This is a genomic window from Mycobacterium sp. NTMscope_Eco_3, from assembly GCF_976985685.1.
Genome location: NZ_CDRJYZ010000001.1, coordinates 4,845,663 through 4,861,617, shown reverse-complemented (window position 1 = coordinate 4,861,617; position 15,955 = coordinate 4,845,663). Strand labels below are relative to the sequence as shown.

At 68.9% G+C, this 15,955-nt stretch carries 14 protein-coding genes and 1 pseudogene; 10 read left to right on the top strand and 5 right to left on the bottom strand.

The annotated features are described in order from the left end of the window. Window positions 1-4: 4 nt before the first annotated feature. Window positions 5-1,198, bottom strand: coding sequence for a putative alpha/beta hydrolase (locus AC0KTM_RS22550; RefSeq protein ID WP_472416712.1), 1,194 nt, complete (start codon window positions 1,196-1,198; stop codon window positions 5-7). A gap of 114 nt (window positions 1,199-1,312) precedes the next feature. Beyond that, window positions 1,313-1,900, bottom strand: coding sequence for a hypothetical protein (locus AC0KTM_RS22545; RefSeq protein ID WP_472416710.1), 588 nt, complete (start codon window positions 1,898-1,900; stop codon window positions 1,313-1,315). A 319-nt stretch (window positions 1,901-2,219) separates the two neighbouring features. Here AC0KTM_RS22545 and dnaK point away from each other — a divergent pair, with 319 nt between their 5' ends. Genes dnaK through AC0KTM_RS22525 form a run of 4 tightly spaced genes read left to right on the top strand, consistent with a single transcriptional unit; the run spans window position 2,220 to window position 6,340 of the window. After that, window positions 2,220-4,085, top strand: coding sequence for a molecular chaperone DnaK (gene dnaK, locus AC0KTM_RS22540; RefSeq protein WP_225328275.1), 1,866 nt, complete (start codon window positions 2,220-2,222; stop codon window positions 4,083-4,085). Then, window positions 4,082-4,723: a nucleotide exchange factor GrpE gene (grpE, locus tag AC0KTM_RS22535; RefSeq protein WP_472416708.1), complete on the top strand. Its 642-nt coding sequence runs from the start codon at window positions 4,082-4,084 to the stop codon at window positions 4,721-4,723. Before dnaK ends, grpE begins: the two co-directional genes overlap by 4 nt. A gap of 43 nt (window positions 4,724-4,766) precedes the next feature. Continuing rightward, the gene (gene dnaJ, locus AC0KTM_RS22530; protein WP_225328273.1) at window positions 4,767-5,945 is read left to right on the top strand and encodes a molecular chaperone DnaJ; all 1,179 of its coding nucleotides are present in this window, start codon (window positions 4,767-4,769) and stop codon (window positions 5,943-5,945) included. Next, a complete protein-coding gene (locus AC0KTM_RS22525) occupies window positions 5,945-6,340 on the top strand; it encodes a heat shock protein transcriptional repressor HspR (protein WP_225328272.1) in 396 nt (131 codons plus the stop codon). The genes dnaJ and AC0KTM_RS22525 overlap by 1 nt, the downstream gene beginning before the upstream one ends. 130 nt (window positions 6,341-6,470) lie before the next feature. Here AC0KTM_RS22525 and AC0KTM_RS22520 read toward each other — a convergent pair whose 3' ends face one another. The 3 genes and pseudogenes from AC0KTM_RS22520 to AC0KTM_RS22510 form a co-directional block, all read right to left on the bottom strand. Next, a complete protein-coding gene (locus AC0KTM_RS22520) occupies window positions 6,471-7,382 on the bottom strand; it encodes an aldose 1-epimerase (protein ID WP_472416706.1) in 912 nt (303 codons plus the stop codon). Window positions 7,383-7,384: 2 nt separating this feature from the next. Then, a complete protein-coding gene (locus AC0KTM_RS22515) occupies window positions 7,385-8,575 on the bottom strand; it encodes an FAD-binding oxidoreductase (RefSeq protein ID WP_472416704.1) in 1,191 nt (396 codons plus the stop codon). Between the two features lie 32 nt (window positions 8,576-8,607). Next, window positions 8,608-9,058: pseudogene (locus tag AC0KTM_RS22510) on the bottom strand (DUF3060 domain-containing protein). Window positions 9,059-9,203: 145 nt separating this feature from the next. On the opposite strand from AC0KTM_RS22510, the gene clpB reads away from it, so the two are divergent. From clpB to AC0KTM_RS22480, 6 genes are all read left to right on the top strand, one after another. Further along, on the top strand, window positions 9,204-11,750 hold the full coding sequence (gene clpB, locus AC0KTM_RS22505) for an ATP-dependent chaperone ClpB (RefSeq protein ID WP_472416702.1): 2,547 nt from the start codon (window positions 9,204-9,206) through the stop codon (window positions 11,748-11,750). 177 nt (window positions 11,751-11,927) lie between these two features. Beyond that, window positions 11,928-12,806, top strand: coding sequence for a trehalose monomycolate transport factor TtfA (ttfA, locus tag AC0KTM_RS22500; RefSeq protein WP_472416700.1), 879 nt, complete (start codon window positions 11,928-11,930; stop codon window positions 12,804-12,806). 57 nt (window positions 12,807-12,863) lie between these two features. Beyond that, window positions 12,864-13,637 carry an SDR family NAD(P)-dependent oxidoreductase gene (locus AC0KTM_RS22495; RefSeq protein WP_225328266.1) on the top strand — a complete coding sequence of 258 codons (774 nt, stop codon included), beginning with the start codon at window positions 12,864-12,866 and terminating at the stop codon, window positions 13,635-13,637. After that, window positions 13,624-14,163, top strand: a complete 540-nt coding sequence (pyrE, locus tag AC0KTM_RS22490) for an orotate phosphoribosyltransferase (protein WP_225328265.1) — start codon at window positions 13,624-13,626, stop codon at window positions 14,161-14,163. Before AC0KTM_RS22495 ends, pyrE begins: the two co-directional genes overlap by 14 nt. 90 nt (window positions 14,164-14,253) lie before the next feature. Continuing rightward, entirely contained in the window at window positions 14,254-15,168 is a 915-nt protein-coding gene (locus AC0KTM_RS22485) for a hypothetical protein (RefSeq protein ID WP_238956986.1), read from the top strand. Continuing rightward, window positions 15,165-15,812, top strand: a complete 648-nt coding sequence (locus tag AC0KTM_RS22480) for a TrmH family RNA methyltransferase (protein ID WP_238956985.1) — start codon at window positions 15,165-15,167, stop codon at window positions 15,810-15,812. Before AC0KTM_RS22485 ends, AC0KTM_RS22480 begins: the two co-directional genes overlap by 4 nt. The last annotated feature ends 143 nt before the right edge of the window (window positions 15,813-15,955 follow it).

The following is a 15,955-nucleotide window of genomic DNA, read 5'->3' as shown; positions in this document are numbered from 1 at the left end:
CGACCTACCCGAAACCGAAAACCGATTCCACACCGTGCACCACACTCCCGACCGCATCCGCGACCGGATGCCAGAGTTCTCCGACCACCTTCGATCCACCCCAGGCGGCGACTGCGCCCACGCCGGCGCCCACCACCAGGCCAAGGGCCGTCCCTGCCCCAGGAACGACCGAACCGATCGCTGCCCCAGCTGCCGCGTCTCCTGCTAACGCGCCCAAACCCAGCCCTAATACGGTTCCGACGCCCTCCCGGGTGACGGCCTCGGAAACCGAGTTGCCGTCATGGATGTCGGACATGACGGCGGGTACCGCGCTGGCCGCAGCGACCACCCCGCCCACGGGGGAGAACCCCTTCAGCTCGATGCCGCCGATCTTCGGGTCCTCGAACCACCGCAACAAGCCCGGATCAGCCTTGCCGGGACCCGTGCCCGGGGACTCGGCGATCAATCTGGTCGTCGCCCCACGCACACCGTCGGCGGTACCACCGGCGATCGCGCCCGCAGCCCCGGTCAGCACCTCCCCCTTCGTCGGGGCCAACGCGGGCCCCGCGCCGGGCTGCTCGGCCGATCCCTGGTCGGGTCCGGCCTGGGGGGCTGTGAGGTCATAGCCGTCCGCGTGCAGGGTCCCCATTGCGTTCTGAAACGAGTTGGCGTAGCCGTCCCGGGTCGATTGCAGCTGGCCCAGCGCGGCTTTGGTGTCGCGGATCGCGTCGTCTTCGCGACCGCTGATAAACGCATCCAGCGCGTGTCGATCTTCCGCGGTGAGGGTGGGATCTTTTTCCATCTCCACCGCTTGCCCGATGAAGCCGTCCAGCTGCTGCAACTGACCTTCTAACGCCGCGATCTGTCCGGCCGCGGTCTTTTGCGCCTCGGCCAGGTTGGCAGCGATGTTTTCCAGGTCCGCACCGATCTTGGGTAGCTGCAAGGACTGCGCCCCAAGGGTTTTCGTGACCCGCTGTACTTCGTCGGAGCCGGTGATAGGGGAATCCCCATTCTGATGGTTCCAGGCAGCGTCGAAGCGGCTACGGGCTTGGTCGAACGCATTGCTGGCCTCGGCAGTGCATCGGCCCGCCTTGAGAAACGCCTCCGCCAGCTGAGAAATCTGAAACGGGCTACCGGCCTGCAGGCTCCGATTGACAGCCCACGGATCACCACCGGCTTCAGCGATCAGCGCCGCGACGCTGATGTAGCGGAGTTGCATGGAGTCGTGGGGTCTTCTTGGTTAGACCGGGCCTGAGCGAGCACCGGTAGCTGGTCGGCGACATCACGCGGCAGACCGATGCCCACCCCGCCGCGCTGCCGACAAGGTTAGCGCCTAGAACGTGTTGACCTTCTCGATGCTGACGAACATGCCGTGCTTGGTCTGGTCGTTGGTGAAGCGGGTGCCGTCGGCATTGGCGATGATCGTCCAGCCCTGCGCCGCATAGGTCTGGTAATCGATCTTGACGGTCGGGATGGCCCCCAGGTTGCCCAGCACCCACTGCACCTTGCCGCCGGTGGTGATGCTGACGCCGTTGGCGTGCTCACCATCCTGCAGCGGGGAGTTGGTGAAGGGCGCCTCGCAGCCGACGGTGTCCTTGTTGATCTGGCAGCGCGTCACGCCGGATTTGGTCTCGATGAAGACGTAGCCATTCTGGTCGGGCGGCAGCGGGATGGCGCCGGCCGGATTCGTGGGGCCCGTCGGCGCGCCCGGGGCCCCCGGAGCGGGCGCGGCGGTGACCGACGGCGACGGCGGCGTGGATCGGGGCGTGGGGAAGGACGGCTCGCTGGGACCCGCCCCGGGCGAGGCCACCGGCCGCCCGCCGATGACGGAGCTGCAACCCGACACCGACCCGGCGAACAGCGCTACGAGCAGCAGCGAACCACCGGCCAGGCTTCGCCGCGCATTATCCGATAACCGCACCCGCCGCTCCCCAGACGATTCGAATGGCGGCACTCAGGTTACTCACCCACCGCCGATAGTCGCTGCACTCGAGCGACTATCGATGCGGCGCCGATGGTGAAGTTTTATCGCCGCGTGACCGACTCCGCGCGGCGACCGTGCGCCGCCACCGCTGACCCCGGGAACAACACGCGACATCGGGCCGTTAACATGTTCGACAAGTTGAGTGAACCAGACTCAAGACCCAGGTTGACAGCCGATCGCCCCAGGGGCAGGCTTGAGCGGGGTTCACTCAGCATAGTGGCACCAAACAGGCTCTACACAATCAGGAGGAATCACTATGGCTCGTGCGGTCGGTATCGACCTCGGGACCACCAACTCCGTCGTCGCAGTCCTCGAGGGCGGTGACCCCGTCGTCGTCGCCAACTCCGAGGGCTCGCGGACCACCCCGTCCATCGTCGCGTTCGCGCGCAACGGCGAGGTGCTCGTCGGCCAGCCCGCCAAGAACCAGGCGGTCACCAACGTCGACCGCACCATTCGTTCGGTCAAGCGGCACATGGGCACCGACTGGTCCATCGAGATCGATGACAAGAAATACACCGCCCAGGAGATCAGCGCCCGCGTGCTGATGAAGCTGAAGCGTGACGCCGAGGCGTACCTGGGTGAGGACGTCACCGACGCGGTCGTCACCGTGCCGGCGTACTTCAACGACGCCCAGCGTCAGGCGACCAAGGAAGCCGGCCAGATCGCCGGCCTGAACGTGCTGCGCATCGTCAACGAGCCGACCGCGGCCGCACTGGCTTACGGCCTGGACAAGGGCGAGAAGGAACAGACCATCCTGGTCTTCGACCTCGGTGGCGGCACGTTCGACGTCTCGCTGCTCGAGATCGGTGAGGGCGTGGTCGAGGTCCGCGCCACCAGCGGTGACAACCACCTCGGTGGGGACGACTGGGATGACCGCGTCGTCGAGTGGCTGGTCGACAAGTTCAAGGGCACCAGCGGAATTGACCTGACCAAGGACAAGATGGCGATGCAGCGGCTGCGTGAGGCCGCGGAGAAGGCCAAGATCGAGCTCTCGAGTTCGCAGAGCACGTCGATCAACCTGCCCTACATCACCGTGGACGCGGACAAGAACCCGCTGTTCCTCGACGAACAGCTCACGCGCGCCGAATTCCAGCGCATCACACAGGATCTGCTGGACCGCACCCGTCAGCCTTTCCAGTCCGTGATCAAGGACGCCGGCATCTCGGTGTCCGAGATCGACCACGTCGTGCTGGTGGGTGGTTCCACCCGGATGCCCGCGGTGACCGAGCTGGTCAAGGAGCTCACCGGCGGCAAGGAGCCCAACAAGGGCGTCAACCCCGACGAGGTTGTTGCCGTGGGTGCCGCGCTGCAGGCGGGTGTCCTCAAGGGTGAGGTGAAAGACGTTCTGCTGCTTGACGTTACGCCGCTGAGCTTGGGTATCGAGACCAAGGGTGGCGTGATGACCAAGCTCATCGAGCGCAACACCACGATCCCGACCAAGCGGTCGGAGACCTTCACCACGGCCGATGACAACCAGCCGTCGGTGCAGATCCAGGTGTACCAGGGTGAGCGCGAAATCGCTTCGCACAACAAGCTGCTCGGCTCGTTCGAGCTGACCGGCATCCCGCCGGCCCCGCGCGGCGTCCCGCAGATCGAGGTCACCTTCGACATCGACGCCAACGGCATCGTGCACGTCACGGCCAAGGACAAGGGCACCGGCAAGGAGAACACGATCAAAATCCAGGAGGGCTCCGGCCTTTCCAAGGAGGAGATCGACCGGATGATCAAGGACGCCGAGGCGCACGCCGAGGAGGACCGCCAGCGTCGCGAGGAAGCCGACGTCCGCAACCAGGCGGAATCGCTGGTCTACCAGACGGAGAAGTTCGTCAAGGACCAGCGCGAAGCCGAGGGCGGGTCGAAGGTTCCCGAGGACACGCTGACCAAGGTCGATGCCGCGATCGCCGAGGCCAAGACGGCCCTGGGTGGCACCGACATCGCCGCGATCAAGTCGGCGATGGAGAAGCTGGGCCAGGAGTCGCAGGCGCTCGGGCAGGCGATCTACGAGGCCACCCAGGCCTCGGGCGAGCAGGCCGACGCGACCGGCGGGGCGTCGGGTTCAGCGGGTTCCGCTGACGACGTCGTGGACGCGGAGGTGGTCGACGATGACCGGGAGTCCAAGTGACAGAAGGAAATCCACAGGAACAGGTGACCGTCACCGACAAGCGGCGGATCGATCCTGAGACCGGTGAAGTACGGCAGGTCCCTCCCGGCGATACGCCGGGAGGGACGGCGCCGGCCGACGAGCCGGCGGTCCAGGGCGAGGGCAAACTCGCCGAGCTGACCGCCGATCTGCAACGCGTGCAGGCCGACTTCGCCAACTACCGCAAGCGGGCGCTGCGCGACCAGCAGGCCGCGGCGGACCGGGCCAAGGCCGTCGTCGTGAACCAATTGCTGGGCGTGCTCGACGATCTCGACCGGGCGCGCAAGCACGGCGACCTCGAGTCGGGCCCGCTGAAGGCGGTCGCCGACAAGCTGGAGGGCGCGCTGACCGGGCTCGGCCTGACGGCGTTCGGCGAGGAGGGCGAGGACTTCGACCCGGTGCTGCACGAGGCCGTTCAGCACGAGGGCGATGGCTCCCGCCCGGTGATCGGCACCGTCATGCGGCAGGGCTACAAGCTCGGCGATCAAATCCTGCGCCACGCCATGGTCGGTGTCGTCGACACGGTCGCCGACGATGGCGACGAATCGGCCGCGACCGGTGAGTCCGACGAAACCGCGCCGGTGGAATCGGACGATAACGCCGGCACATCCGGTGACTAGCCCACACAATCAGCACAACAGAAAGGTGAGGAGGTGACGCGACATGGCCCAGCGTGAATGGGTCGAAAAAGACTTCTACAAGGAGCTGGGCGTCTCCTCTGACGCCAGCCCCGAAGAGATCAAGCGCGCCTACCGCAAGTTGGCGCGCGATCTGCATCCGGACGCCAACCCGGACAATCCCGCCGCCGGTGAACGATTCAAAGCGGTGTCGGAGGCGCACAACGTGTTGTCCGATCCGGCCAAGCGCAAGGAATACGACGAAACCCGAAGGCTGTTCGCCGGCGGCGGTTTTGGCGGGCGCCGGTTCGATACCGGCGGCTTCGGTGGCTTCAACGTCGGCGGCGATGGGGCGGAATTCAACCTCAACGATCTGTTCGATGCCGCCGGCCGCAGCGGCGGCACCAACATCGGCGACCTGTTCGGCGGATTGTTCGGGCGCGGCGCCGGCGCCCGTCCCAGCCGGCCGCGCCGCGGCAACGACCTCGAGACCGAGACCCAGCTGAATTTCGTCGAGGCCGCCAAGGGTGTGGCGATGCCGCTCCGGCTGACCAGCCCGGCGCCGTGCACCAACTGCCATGGCAGCGGGGCTCGGCCGGGCACCAGCCCGAAGGTGTGTCCCACGTGCAACGGCTCCGGCGTGGTCAACCGCAATCAGGGCGCGTTCGGTTTCTCCGAACCCTGCACCGATTGCCGGGGCAGCGGCTCGATCATCGAGCACCCCTGCGAGGAGTGCAAGGGCACCGGGGTCACCACGCGGACCCGCACCATCAACGTGCGCATCCCGCCCGGCGTCGAGGACGGACAGCGCATCCGGCTGCCCGGCCAGGGTGAAGCCGGCCTGCGCGGCGCGCCGTCGGGCGACCTGTACGTGACGGTGCATGTGCGGCCGGACAAGGTGTTCGGGCGCGACGGCGACGACCTGACCGTCACGGTTCCCGTCAGCTTCACCGAATTGGCTTTGGGCTCAACCATTTCGGTGCCCACGCTGGACGGAAAAGTCGGTGTCAGGGTGCCCAAGGGCACTTCCGACGGCCGCATCCTGCGGGTCCGCGGACGCGGCGTGCCCAAGCGCAGCGGCGGCAACGGGGACCTGCTGGTCACCGTCAAGGTCGCCGTGCCACCGAATCTGGAGGGCGCGGCACAGGAAGCGCTCGAGGCGTATGCCGCCGCGGAGCGTTCCAGTGGCTTTGACCCACGGGCCGGATGGGCGGGTAATCGCTGATGGCCAAGGGCTCGAGTAATTCAAGAAATGAGGATGCCCGAACCTTCCTGATCTCGGTCGCCGCCGAGCTGGCCGGCATGCACGCGCAAACGCTGCGCACCTACGACCGCCTCGGCCTGGTCAGCCCGCGCCGCACTTCCGGTGGGGGACGCCGCTATTCGGAGCACGACGTCGACCTGCTGCGTGAGGTGCAACGGCTCTCGCAGGACGAGGGGGTCAACCTCGCCGGCATCAAGCGGATCATCGAGCTGACCAACCAGGTCGAGGCGCTGCAGGCGCGGATCAAAGAGCTGAGCGAGGAGTTGGCGCAGACGCGCGCCAGCCAGCGCCGGGACCTGGCGGTGGTGCCCAAGAGCACCGCGCTGGTGGTGTGGCAGCCGCGCCGGGGACGCTAATTCTTCACTTGCGCCGCAAGGGTTCCCGTCTCCGGAGGCATACAAAGTTCGCAAAAGCGCTAGCGCATGTGCTAGCGCTTTTCGCATTCACCTAGTGGTCATCAGACAGCGACTGCAGTGACGAGAGTGGTCACTGTGATCGCACCCGGAGCGAAAACTGCGTCACCGCAGGCTCACCCGGCGACGCGCAGCGATAGCCGCCGCGGCGCAGCGCATCGGCCGGCGCGGCCATCGGCTCGAAGCACACGATGGCCTTGTCGGGATCGTCGACCGGCGGTGCGAAGATCTGCGCGGCCGGATAGCCCCGCTCGAAATGCACCTCGATGCGGCGCCCGCCCCCGGACACCGCGAACACCGCACCCTCGGCCACCTGGTCGTAGGCGTCGTCAAAGGTCTTGTCGCGCAACGCCTCTTCTCGCGCCGGTTGCGGCTGGGAATCGCCGGTGGGCAGCCCCTGGTCGTCGAGGCCGAGGTGGCGCAGCGCGGGCGTCTCGATGATCCAGTCGCCGCGGGGGACGCCCGGCAGCTGCAGGTAGGGATGGAAGCCGAAGCACAGCGGCACCGCCGCGTCGCCGGTGGCGGCGACGGTGGTCCGCACCGTCAGCGTCCGGTCGGCCAGTCGCGCGGTCACCGTCAACAGATGCGGATACGGGAAGCTGGCCAGCAGTTGCGGATCCGCACCGAAATCCACCTGCGCGGTCAGCTCGTCGGCGCTTTCGTCCGTCACCCGCCAGCCGGGATAGGCGGCCAGGACGCCGTGGATGGGCAACCCGTTGGGGTCGGCGCGCACCCCGTTCTCGCCCGGCGTCAGGTCCACTGTCGCGCCCTGAGCCGTATAGGTGTTCTCGCCCAACCGATTTGCCCACGGATACAGGATCGGGATCCCCATCGTCTTGCCGTCGGTGATGTAGGCGTCCAGGCCCCGGCGCTGGCCGAGCAGCTCCACGCCGGCGTCGCGCAGCGACGTGCCGATCATCCCCGCGCCGGGAACGAACTGCGCGACCAGCGGCGACGAAGCGTCGCGCAGGGTGACGACGTGCATGGCTACCTCCAGAGCGGGTCGTGCTGAATGCGTTCGGGCGGAGCGCCTTTGGCGATCAGGGCGGACTTGGTGGCGCTGACCATCGCCGGCCCGCCGCAGATCAGGATTTGCCGGTCGCCCCAGCCGCCGTACTTGGTCACCACGTCGGGCAGCCGGCCGGTCTGGTGCACGTGCAGGCCCCGCGGCGGGGTGACGTCGGGATAGTCGGCGGCCCACGCCGGGTCGGCACTGTACTCCGAGACCGGCGAGACCGACAGCCACGGATTGTGCGACGCGACCTGCCACAGGGTGGGCAGGTCGTAGAGTTCGCAGCGGTAGCGCGCGCCGAAGAACAGATGTATCCGCGGATTGACCGCGTACCGGGACAGGTCCATGATGAGCGCCCGCAACGGCGCCAGACCCGTGCTGCCGGCGACCATCAGCACGTCGCCGCCCTCTCGATCGACGCCCAGGCCGCCGTGCGGGCTGGACAGCCGCCACCGGTCGCCGGGCCGGGTTTCGTTGACGATCGCGGTGCTGACCAGGCCGCCGGGCACCAGGCGCACGTGGAACTCGATGCCGCCGCCGGGATCGGCCGGAATGGCGGGGCTCAGATACCGCCAGCGGCGCGGGCATTGCGGCACATGGGCGTTGACGTATTGCCCGGGGTGGTAGTGCATCGGCTGATCGAGCTGCAGCCGAACGACCGCCAGATCCCGCGACACCCGCAGGTGCTCGATGACCGTGCCGTCCCACCAGGCGGGCCCCTCCTCGGCGTCGGCCGCGCCGCTCATGACGCCGGTGATCAGGTTCAGCGACTGCCTGGCCGCGTCGTCGACGGCGACGGTCCAGGCCGTACCCAGATGGGAGCGCAGCGTCGCCAACAACGCGCGACCCAGGGTCTCGTAATGGTGCGGCAGCACACCGTATTTGCGATGGTCCCGCCCGAGCTGGGCCAAAAACGTCACCGGCTCCTGTGCGCGCCGCGCGACCAGTTCGCCGTACACCCAGTGCAGGGCATGGCCGAAAGCGGCGCGCTGGGCGCTCATTTCGGGGGGGAAAAGATCGCGCACCGAGGCGTCGAGGGCGAACCAATGGGTGTAGAAGCGGTGCACGAGGTCACCGGAATCACCCTGGGAGCCCGAGTGGCCCGCGCGGTCGGGTTCGAAGGCGTCGCGCAGCACGCGCAGCGCTTGGACGTCCTCGAGGCTCACGGAGCCCGATTCTAGGCTCGACCTCCGTGTATTCAGCCTTGCCGGACGACGCTGGCGGACCCGGCGTTGACGATCGTGGGCGAACCCCAGTGGTAGACAACGACGTTGCCGGTTCCGGATGAGCTGACCGCCGGTTCCGGATGAGCTGACCGCGTCCGTGCTGTCGACCGCGACACGGTTGCCGCTGCCGGAGACCGTGACGCTGGTGCAGTGCCCGGTGAGGGTGATCGTGTTGTCTTTTCCGCTCACCGACAGATAGCCCGCGTGGCAGGGCAGCGTCTTCGTGGTGCGGGCGCCGCTGACCTGCAGCGTGCCGGACTCGGGAACCGCGGTCGACGCGCTGCCGCCGGCGAGGTCGGTGTGCAGGCCGACTGAGATAAGGCCCGCGAGCGCCAGCCCGGCCGCGAGGGCGGCCGGCCATAAGCCCCTACCCCGGCGCGGGGCTCCGGCGGGTTCGAGCTCGGCCTGGTCGGGGTGCTGCATCGTCTGCGTCATCGCTAGGGGGGTACCCCGTAGGGCGTGTCCCTCAAAACTCGGTAGAGTTGAGCGGAACAGACTCAAGATTGACGACGTTGAACAAGCAGACAAGCATTTTTGCCAGCTCCCTTTCGACCCGAATGGAGGCGTCGTGGACTCTTTCAACCCGACCACCAAGACCCAGGCCGCGCTGACGTCGGCGCTGCAGGCGGCCTCGGCCGCCGGGAACCCCGAGATCCGGCCCGCCCACCTGCTGATGGCGTTGCTGACCCAGGCGGACGGCATCGCCGCGCCGCTGCTTCAGGCCGTGGGCGTCGAGCCCGCCGCCATCCGCGCCGAAGCCGAGCGCCTGCTCGAGCGGCTGCCGCAGGCCAGCGGCGCCAGCTCGCAGCCGCAGCTTTCGCGCGAGTCGCTGGCCGCCATCACCACCGCGCAGCAACTGGCCACCGAGATGGACGACGAATACGTCTCCACCGAACACCTGATGGTCGGCCTGGCCACCGGCGACTCCGAGGTCGCCAAGCTGCTCACGGGGCACGGCGCGTCGCCGCAGGCCCTGCGGGAGGCATTCGTCAAGGTCCGCGGCAGCGCCCGGGTCACCAGCGCCGACCCCGAGGCCACCTACCAGGCGCTGGAGAAGTACTCCACCGACCTGACCGCGCGCGCCCGCGAGGGCAAGCTCGACCCGGTCATCGGCCGCGACAACGAGATTCGCCGCGTCGTGCAGGTGCTGAGCCGGCGCACCAAGAACAACCCCGTGCTGATCGGCGAGCCCGGCGTCGGCAAGACCGCGATCGTGGAGGGCCTGGCCCAGCGCATCGTCGCCGGCGACGTGCCGGAGAGCCTGCGCGACAAGACCGTCATCAGCCTGGACCTCGGCTCGATGGTCGCGGGCGCGAAGTACCGCGGCGAGTTCGAGGAGCGGCTGAAGGCCGTCCTCGACGACATCAAGAACTCCGCCGGGCAGATCATCACCTTCATCGACGAGTTGCACACCATCGTCGGCGCCGGCGCGACCGGCGAGGGGGCGATGGACGCCGGCAACATGATCAAGCCGATGCTGGCCCGCGGCGAGCTGCGCCTGGTCGGCGCCACCACGCTCGACGAGTACCGCAAGTACATCGAGAAGGACGCCGCGCTGGAGCGCCGCTTCCAGCAGGTGCTGGTCGGCGAGCCGTCGGTGGAGGACACCGTCGGCATCCTGCGCGGGCTGAAGGACCGCTACGAGGTGCACCACGGTGTGCGCATCACCGACTCGGCCCTGGTGGCCGCGGCGACGCTGTCCGACCGCTACATCACCGCGCGCTTCCTGCCGGACAAGGCCATCGACCTGGTCGACGAGGCCGCCAGCCGGCTGAAGATGGAGATCGACTCGCGGCCCGTCGAGATCGACGAGGTCGAGCGCCTGGTGCGCCGCCTCGAGATCGAGGAGATGGCGCTGGCCAAGGAGGAGGACGAGGCGTCTAAGGAGCGGCTGGAGAAGCTGCGCTCCGAGTTGGCCGACCAGAAGGAGAAGCTGGCCGAGCTCACCACCCGCTGGCAGAACGAGAAGAACGCGATCGACGTCGTGCGCGAGCTCAAGGAACAGCTCGAAGCGCTGCGCGGGGAGTCCGAGCGCGCCGAGCGCGACGGCGACCTGGCCAAGGCCGCCGAGCTGCGCTACGGTCGCATCCCCGAGGTCGAGAAGAAACTCGACGCCGCGCTTCCGCAGGCCGAGGCCCGCGAGAACGTGATGCTCAAGGAGGAGGTTGGCCCCGACGACATCGCCGACGTGGTGTCGGCGTGGACCGGCATCCCGGCCGGACGGATGCTCGAGGGCGAGACCGCGAAGCTGCTGCGCATGGAAGACGAGCTGGGCAAGCGCGTCATCGGGCAGCGTAAGGCGGTGACGGCGGTGTCCGACGCGGTGCGCCGGGCCCGCGCCGGTGTCGCCGACCCCAACCGGCCGACGGGATCGTTCATGTTCCTCGGCCCCACCGGTGTCGGTAAGACCGAGCTGGCCAAGGCGCTGGCCGACTTCCTGTTCGACGATGAGCGGGCGATGGTCCGCATCGACATGAGCGAGTACGGCGAGAAGCACTCGGTGGCCCGCCTGGTCGGTGCCCCTCCCGGCTACATCGGCTACGACCAGGGCGGTCAGCTGACCGAGGCGGTGCGGCGGCGTCCGTACACGGTGATCCTGTTCGACGAGATCGAGAAGGCGCACCCGGACGTGTTCGACGTGCTGTTGCAGGTGCTCGACGAGGGCCGCCTCACCGACGGGCAGGGCCGCACGGTCGACTTCCGCAACACCATCCTGATCCTGACGTCCAACCTGGGATCGGGTGGCACCGAGGAGCAGGTGATGGCCGCGGTGCGCTCGGCGTTCAAGCCGGAGTTCATCAACCGGCTCGACGACGTCATCATCTTCCACGGCCTGGAGCCCGGTGAGCTGGTGGCCATCGTCGACATCCAGTTGGCGCAGCTGCAGAAGCGGCTGGCGCAGCGCCGCCTCACCCTCGAGGTGTCGCTGCCGGCCAAGCAGTGGCTGGCGCATCGGGGATTCGACCCGGTCTACGGCGCGCGGCCGCTGCGCCGGCTGGTGCAGCAGGCCATCGGCGACCAGCTGGCCAAGCTGTTGTTGGCCGGCGACGTGCACGACGGCGACACCGTTCCGGTCAACGTCAGCCCGGACGGCGACGCGCTGATCCTGGGCTAAATCGCCCCGCGAGCAGACGCAGAATCGCACCGGCGACGCGCCGTGCGTGCGATTCTGCGTCTGCTCGGCGCAAAGGCGCCTCGGCGCAAGGCGCACCAGGGGGCGCAGCAAACCTTGATTGGGTTGTGACCTGGTCGCCTTCTGTGTTCCGGGCCAATAGCAGATACCCTGTTTTGGATGGTCCCCCTCTGGTTCACGCTCTCCGCGCTGTGCTTTGTCGGCGCGGGGGTGCTGCTGTACGTCGACATCGATCGTCGGCGCGGGCGCAGCAGACGCCGTAAGTCGTGGGCGCGGTCGCACGGATTCGACTACGAGCGTGAATCGACCGACATCCTCAAGCGGTGGAAGCGCGGCGTGATGTCGACGGTGGGTGACGTGGCCGCCCAGAACGTGGTGCTGGGCCAGATCCGCGGCGAGGCGGTGTACATCTTCGACCTCGAGGAAGTCGCCACGGTGATCGCGCTGCACCGCAAGGTGGGCACCAACGTCGTGGTGGACCTGCGGCTCAAGGGGCTCAAAGAGCCACGGGAGAGCGACATTTGGCTGCTGGGCGCGATCGGGCCGCGGATGGTGTACTCCACCAACCTGGACGCCGCCCGCCGCGCGTGTGACCGCCGCATGGTCACCTTCGCCCACACCGCACCGGACTCCGCCGAGATCATGTGGAACGAGCAGAACTGGACGCTGGTCGCCATGCCGATCACCAGCACCCGCACCCAGTGGGACGAGGGCCTGCGCACCGTGCGGCAGTTCAACGACCTGCTGCGCGTGCTGCCGCCGCTGCCGGAGGAGACGACGCAGGAGGCCGGGACCCCGGCGGGACCGCGCAACGCGTCGCCGAGCCGCCCGTTGGCCCCGGCGGGCCGCGCCGAGTTGCCGCCCCGGCGCGCGCAGCAGGATGTGGCCGGCCTGCTCGGCCCCGACGTCGCGCCCGGCCGCCGCCAGGCCGAGCCGGTGCGCCGCGACCAGCCACGGCCGGAGGCGCGCCCCGATACCCTGCGCCGCCCCCCGCCGACCGCGCGCAACGGCCACCAGGCCAGCAACTATCAGCGCTGACGCCTCGCCTCGGGTAGCCCGGGGGCCGGTGGCGCCGCCGTCATTAAGATGTCGCTCATGCCTCGCCCCGTCGCCCTGATCTCCGGGCCGACCTCCGGGATCGGCGCCGGATACGCGCGACGCTTCGCCCGCGACGGCTACGACCTGGTGCTGGTCGCCCGCGACGCCGAACGGTTGACGAGACTCGCCGATGAGTTGAAAGACACCGTCGGCAATGTCGAGGTCCTTCCCGCCGACCTGGGCGACGCGGCTGACCGGCAACGGGTGTGCGATCGCCTCGCCGCCGGGGTCCGCGTGCTGGTGAACAACGCCGGCTTCGCCACCTCCGGCGACTTCTGGTCCACCGACCCCGCGCTGCTGCAGTCCCAACTCGACGTCAACGTCACCGCGGTCATGCACCTGACCCGCGCGGCGCTGCCCGCCATGCTCGACGCCGGCGCCGGCACGGTCATCAACATCGCCAGCATCGCCGGCCTGGTGCCGGGGCGGGGCTCGACGTATTCGGCGTCCAAGGCGTGGGTGATCTCGTTCAGCGAGGGCTTGTCCGTCGGCCTGCAGGGCACCGGGGTTTCGGTGCACGCCGTGTGTCCGGGCTACGTGCGCACCGAATTTCACGCCCGCGCCGGGATCGACATGTCCAAGTCGCCGTCGTTCATGTGGCTCGAGGTCGACGACGTGGTCAGCCAGAGCCTCGCCGATATCGCCCGCGGCAAGGTGATCAGCATTCCGGGCCTGCAGTACAAGGCGATCATCGCCGCCGAGCGGATGATCCCGCGGACCCTGATGCGGGCGGTCACCAAACGAGTCGGTGGTGGCCGTGGCCGAACCTGAGCGCGAGGAGCTGGCCGAACTGGTGCGCCGCCTGGCGGTGGTGCACGGCCGGGTCACGCTGTCGTCCGGCAAGGAGGCCGACTACTACGTCGACCTGCGCCGGGCCACCCTGCACCACCGCGCGTCGGCATTGATCGGCAAGCTGATGCGGGACCTGACCAGCGACTGGGACTACGCGGTGGTCGGCGGCCTGACCCTGGGCGCCGACCCGGTGGCCACGGCCATCATGCACGCGCCGGGCCGCCCGATCGACGCGTTCGTCGTGCGCAAGTCCGCGAAAACCCATGGGCTGCAACGACTTATCGAAGGGTCCGAGGTCTCGGGCAGGCGGGTGCTGGTGGTCGAGGACACCAGCACCACCGGCAATTCGGCGCTCACCGCGGTGCGCGCCGTGCAGGAGGCCGGCGGCGACGTGCTGGGGGTGGCCACCGTCGTGGACCGCGCCACCGGCGCCGCCGAGGCCATCGAGGCCGAGGGGTTGCCGTACCGGAGCGTGCTGGGCCTGGCCGAGCTGGGGCTGAGCTAGTTGCCGGCTCGTATGCAACGACCGTCTCGCACGCCACAGCGGTCCCCGGCGTGGCCGATGCGTTCTGGTGAGACCCCGAGCCGCTGACCCATGCGCACCGTCCTTGCGATAGCCGCGTGCCTGACCCTCTGCCTCACCGGCTGCTCATCGAGCAACCCCGCCGTGCGGCCCTACGGCGCTCAGGGCGCGCGGCTCGGCGAATCGCTGGCGCTGCTGGGCTGGAACATGTCCGTGTCGAACCTGCGCTGGGACGGCGACTACGTGCTGGTGGACGTCGACGCGAGTCCGGCCTCGGCCAAGGACCCGCACGCCAAGCCCGAGGACATCCGCTTCGGCCTGTACGGCGCGCTGGCCCACCCCATGGAGGCCGACGGGCTGGGCAGCTGCGACAAATCCTTCCAAGCGAAGACCACCAATGTGCGCGACATTCCCGCGCCGCTGTCGGCGCCGCGCGACCGGCTCACCGGCACGGTTTGTCTGGGGCCGCTGAAGGATCGAAGTCAGGTCCGCGGCGTCTACAGCTACTCGCCGCGCGACCGGATCCCGAACAGCTCGTCGGCCTACCCGGTCGCCTTCCCGGTCGGCCTCCTGCCGACCAACCCCAACGACAGCGGAGGTTTGGCGGTCAAGACCGCCAGCCTGACGGCGTGGCGGGCCGACGGCAAGCCGGTGACCAAGGCGCAGCTGGGTGATCCGGGGGCGTTCACCGGCAACGGCTACATGCTGCTCGGGTTGGAAGCCACCGCCCTCGCGGCCCGCTATCGCGACGAGTCCGCCAAGCGCGGCGGCCCGATGATGCTGCTGGCCTCGCCGACGCTGCCCGCCCCGGGACTCAATCCCGCCTGCGCGACGTACGGGTCGTCGGTGCTGATCCTGCCCGACGCGTCCCTGGACGCGGTGCACGTCGACGCGTCGCTGTGCACCCAGGGCGAGATCAACGACGCGCTGCTCTACGCGACGCTGGCCATCGATGGCACGCACGCCGGCGTATGGACGCAGCGATGAGCGGACCCGGGCCCACCGAATGGTCCGCGACCCCGCCCGCCGGCGTCGGGCCGTGGCCGGGCGAACCACCCGACGATCCGCGGTATGACCCAATCCTGTTGCGCGAGGGCGACACCCGCAATGTCGTCGACGCCTACCGGTACTGGACGCGGGAAGCGATCATCGCCGACATCGACGCGCGCCGGCATCCCCTGCACGTGGCGATCGAGAACTTCGGTCACGACGCCAACATCGGTTCGGTGGTGCGCACCGCCAACGCCTTCGCCGTGCATACCGTGCACATCGTGGGGCGACGACGGTGGAATCGCCGCGGCGCCATGGTCACCGACCGCTATCAGCGGTTGTGCCACCACGACAGCACCGCCGAGTTGCTCGCCTTCGCGGGCGACGCCGGTTTGACCGTGGTCGCCGTCGACAACGTCCCGGGCGCGGCGCGGCTCGAGGAGACCGCGCTGCCCCGCGAGTGCCTGCTGGTGTTCGGTCAAGAGGGGCCCGGCATCACCGACGACACCCGAACCGGCGCGACGCTGACGGTGGCGATCGCGCAGTTCGGCTCGACGCGCAGCATCAACGCGGGCGTCGCCGCCGGGATCGCGATGCACGCCTGGGTCGAGCAGCACGCCGACCTGTCCCGCGCCTGGTGACGGCCCGGCGCGGCGCGTTGAGTGTGAACTGGCGGCTTTGAGTGAGCGCTGACGGGGGCCGAGCCCGGCGTGTCGCCGCCGCCTGTGCACACCGAAAGCCCTGCGTTCACACTCGACGCCCTGACCGCACGCTCACACGCATG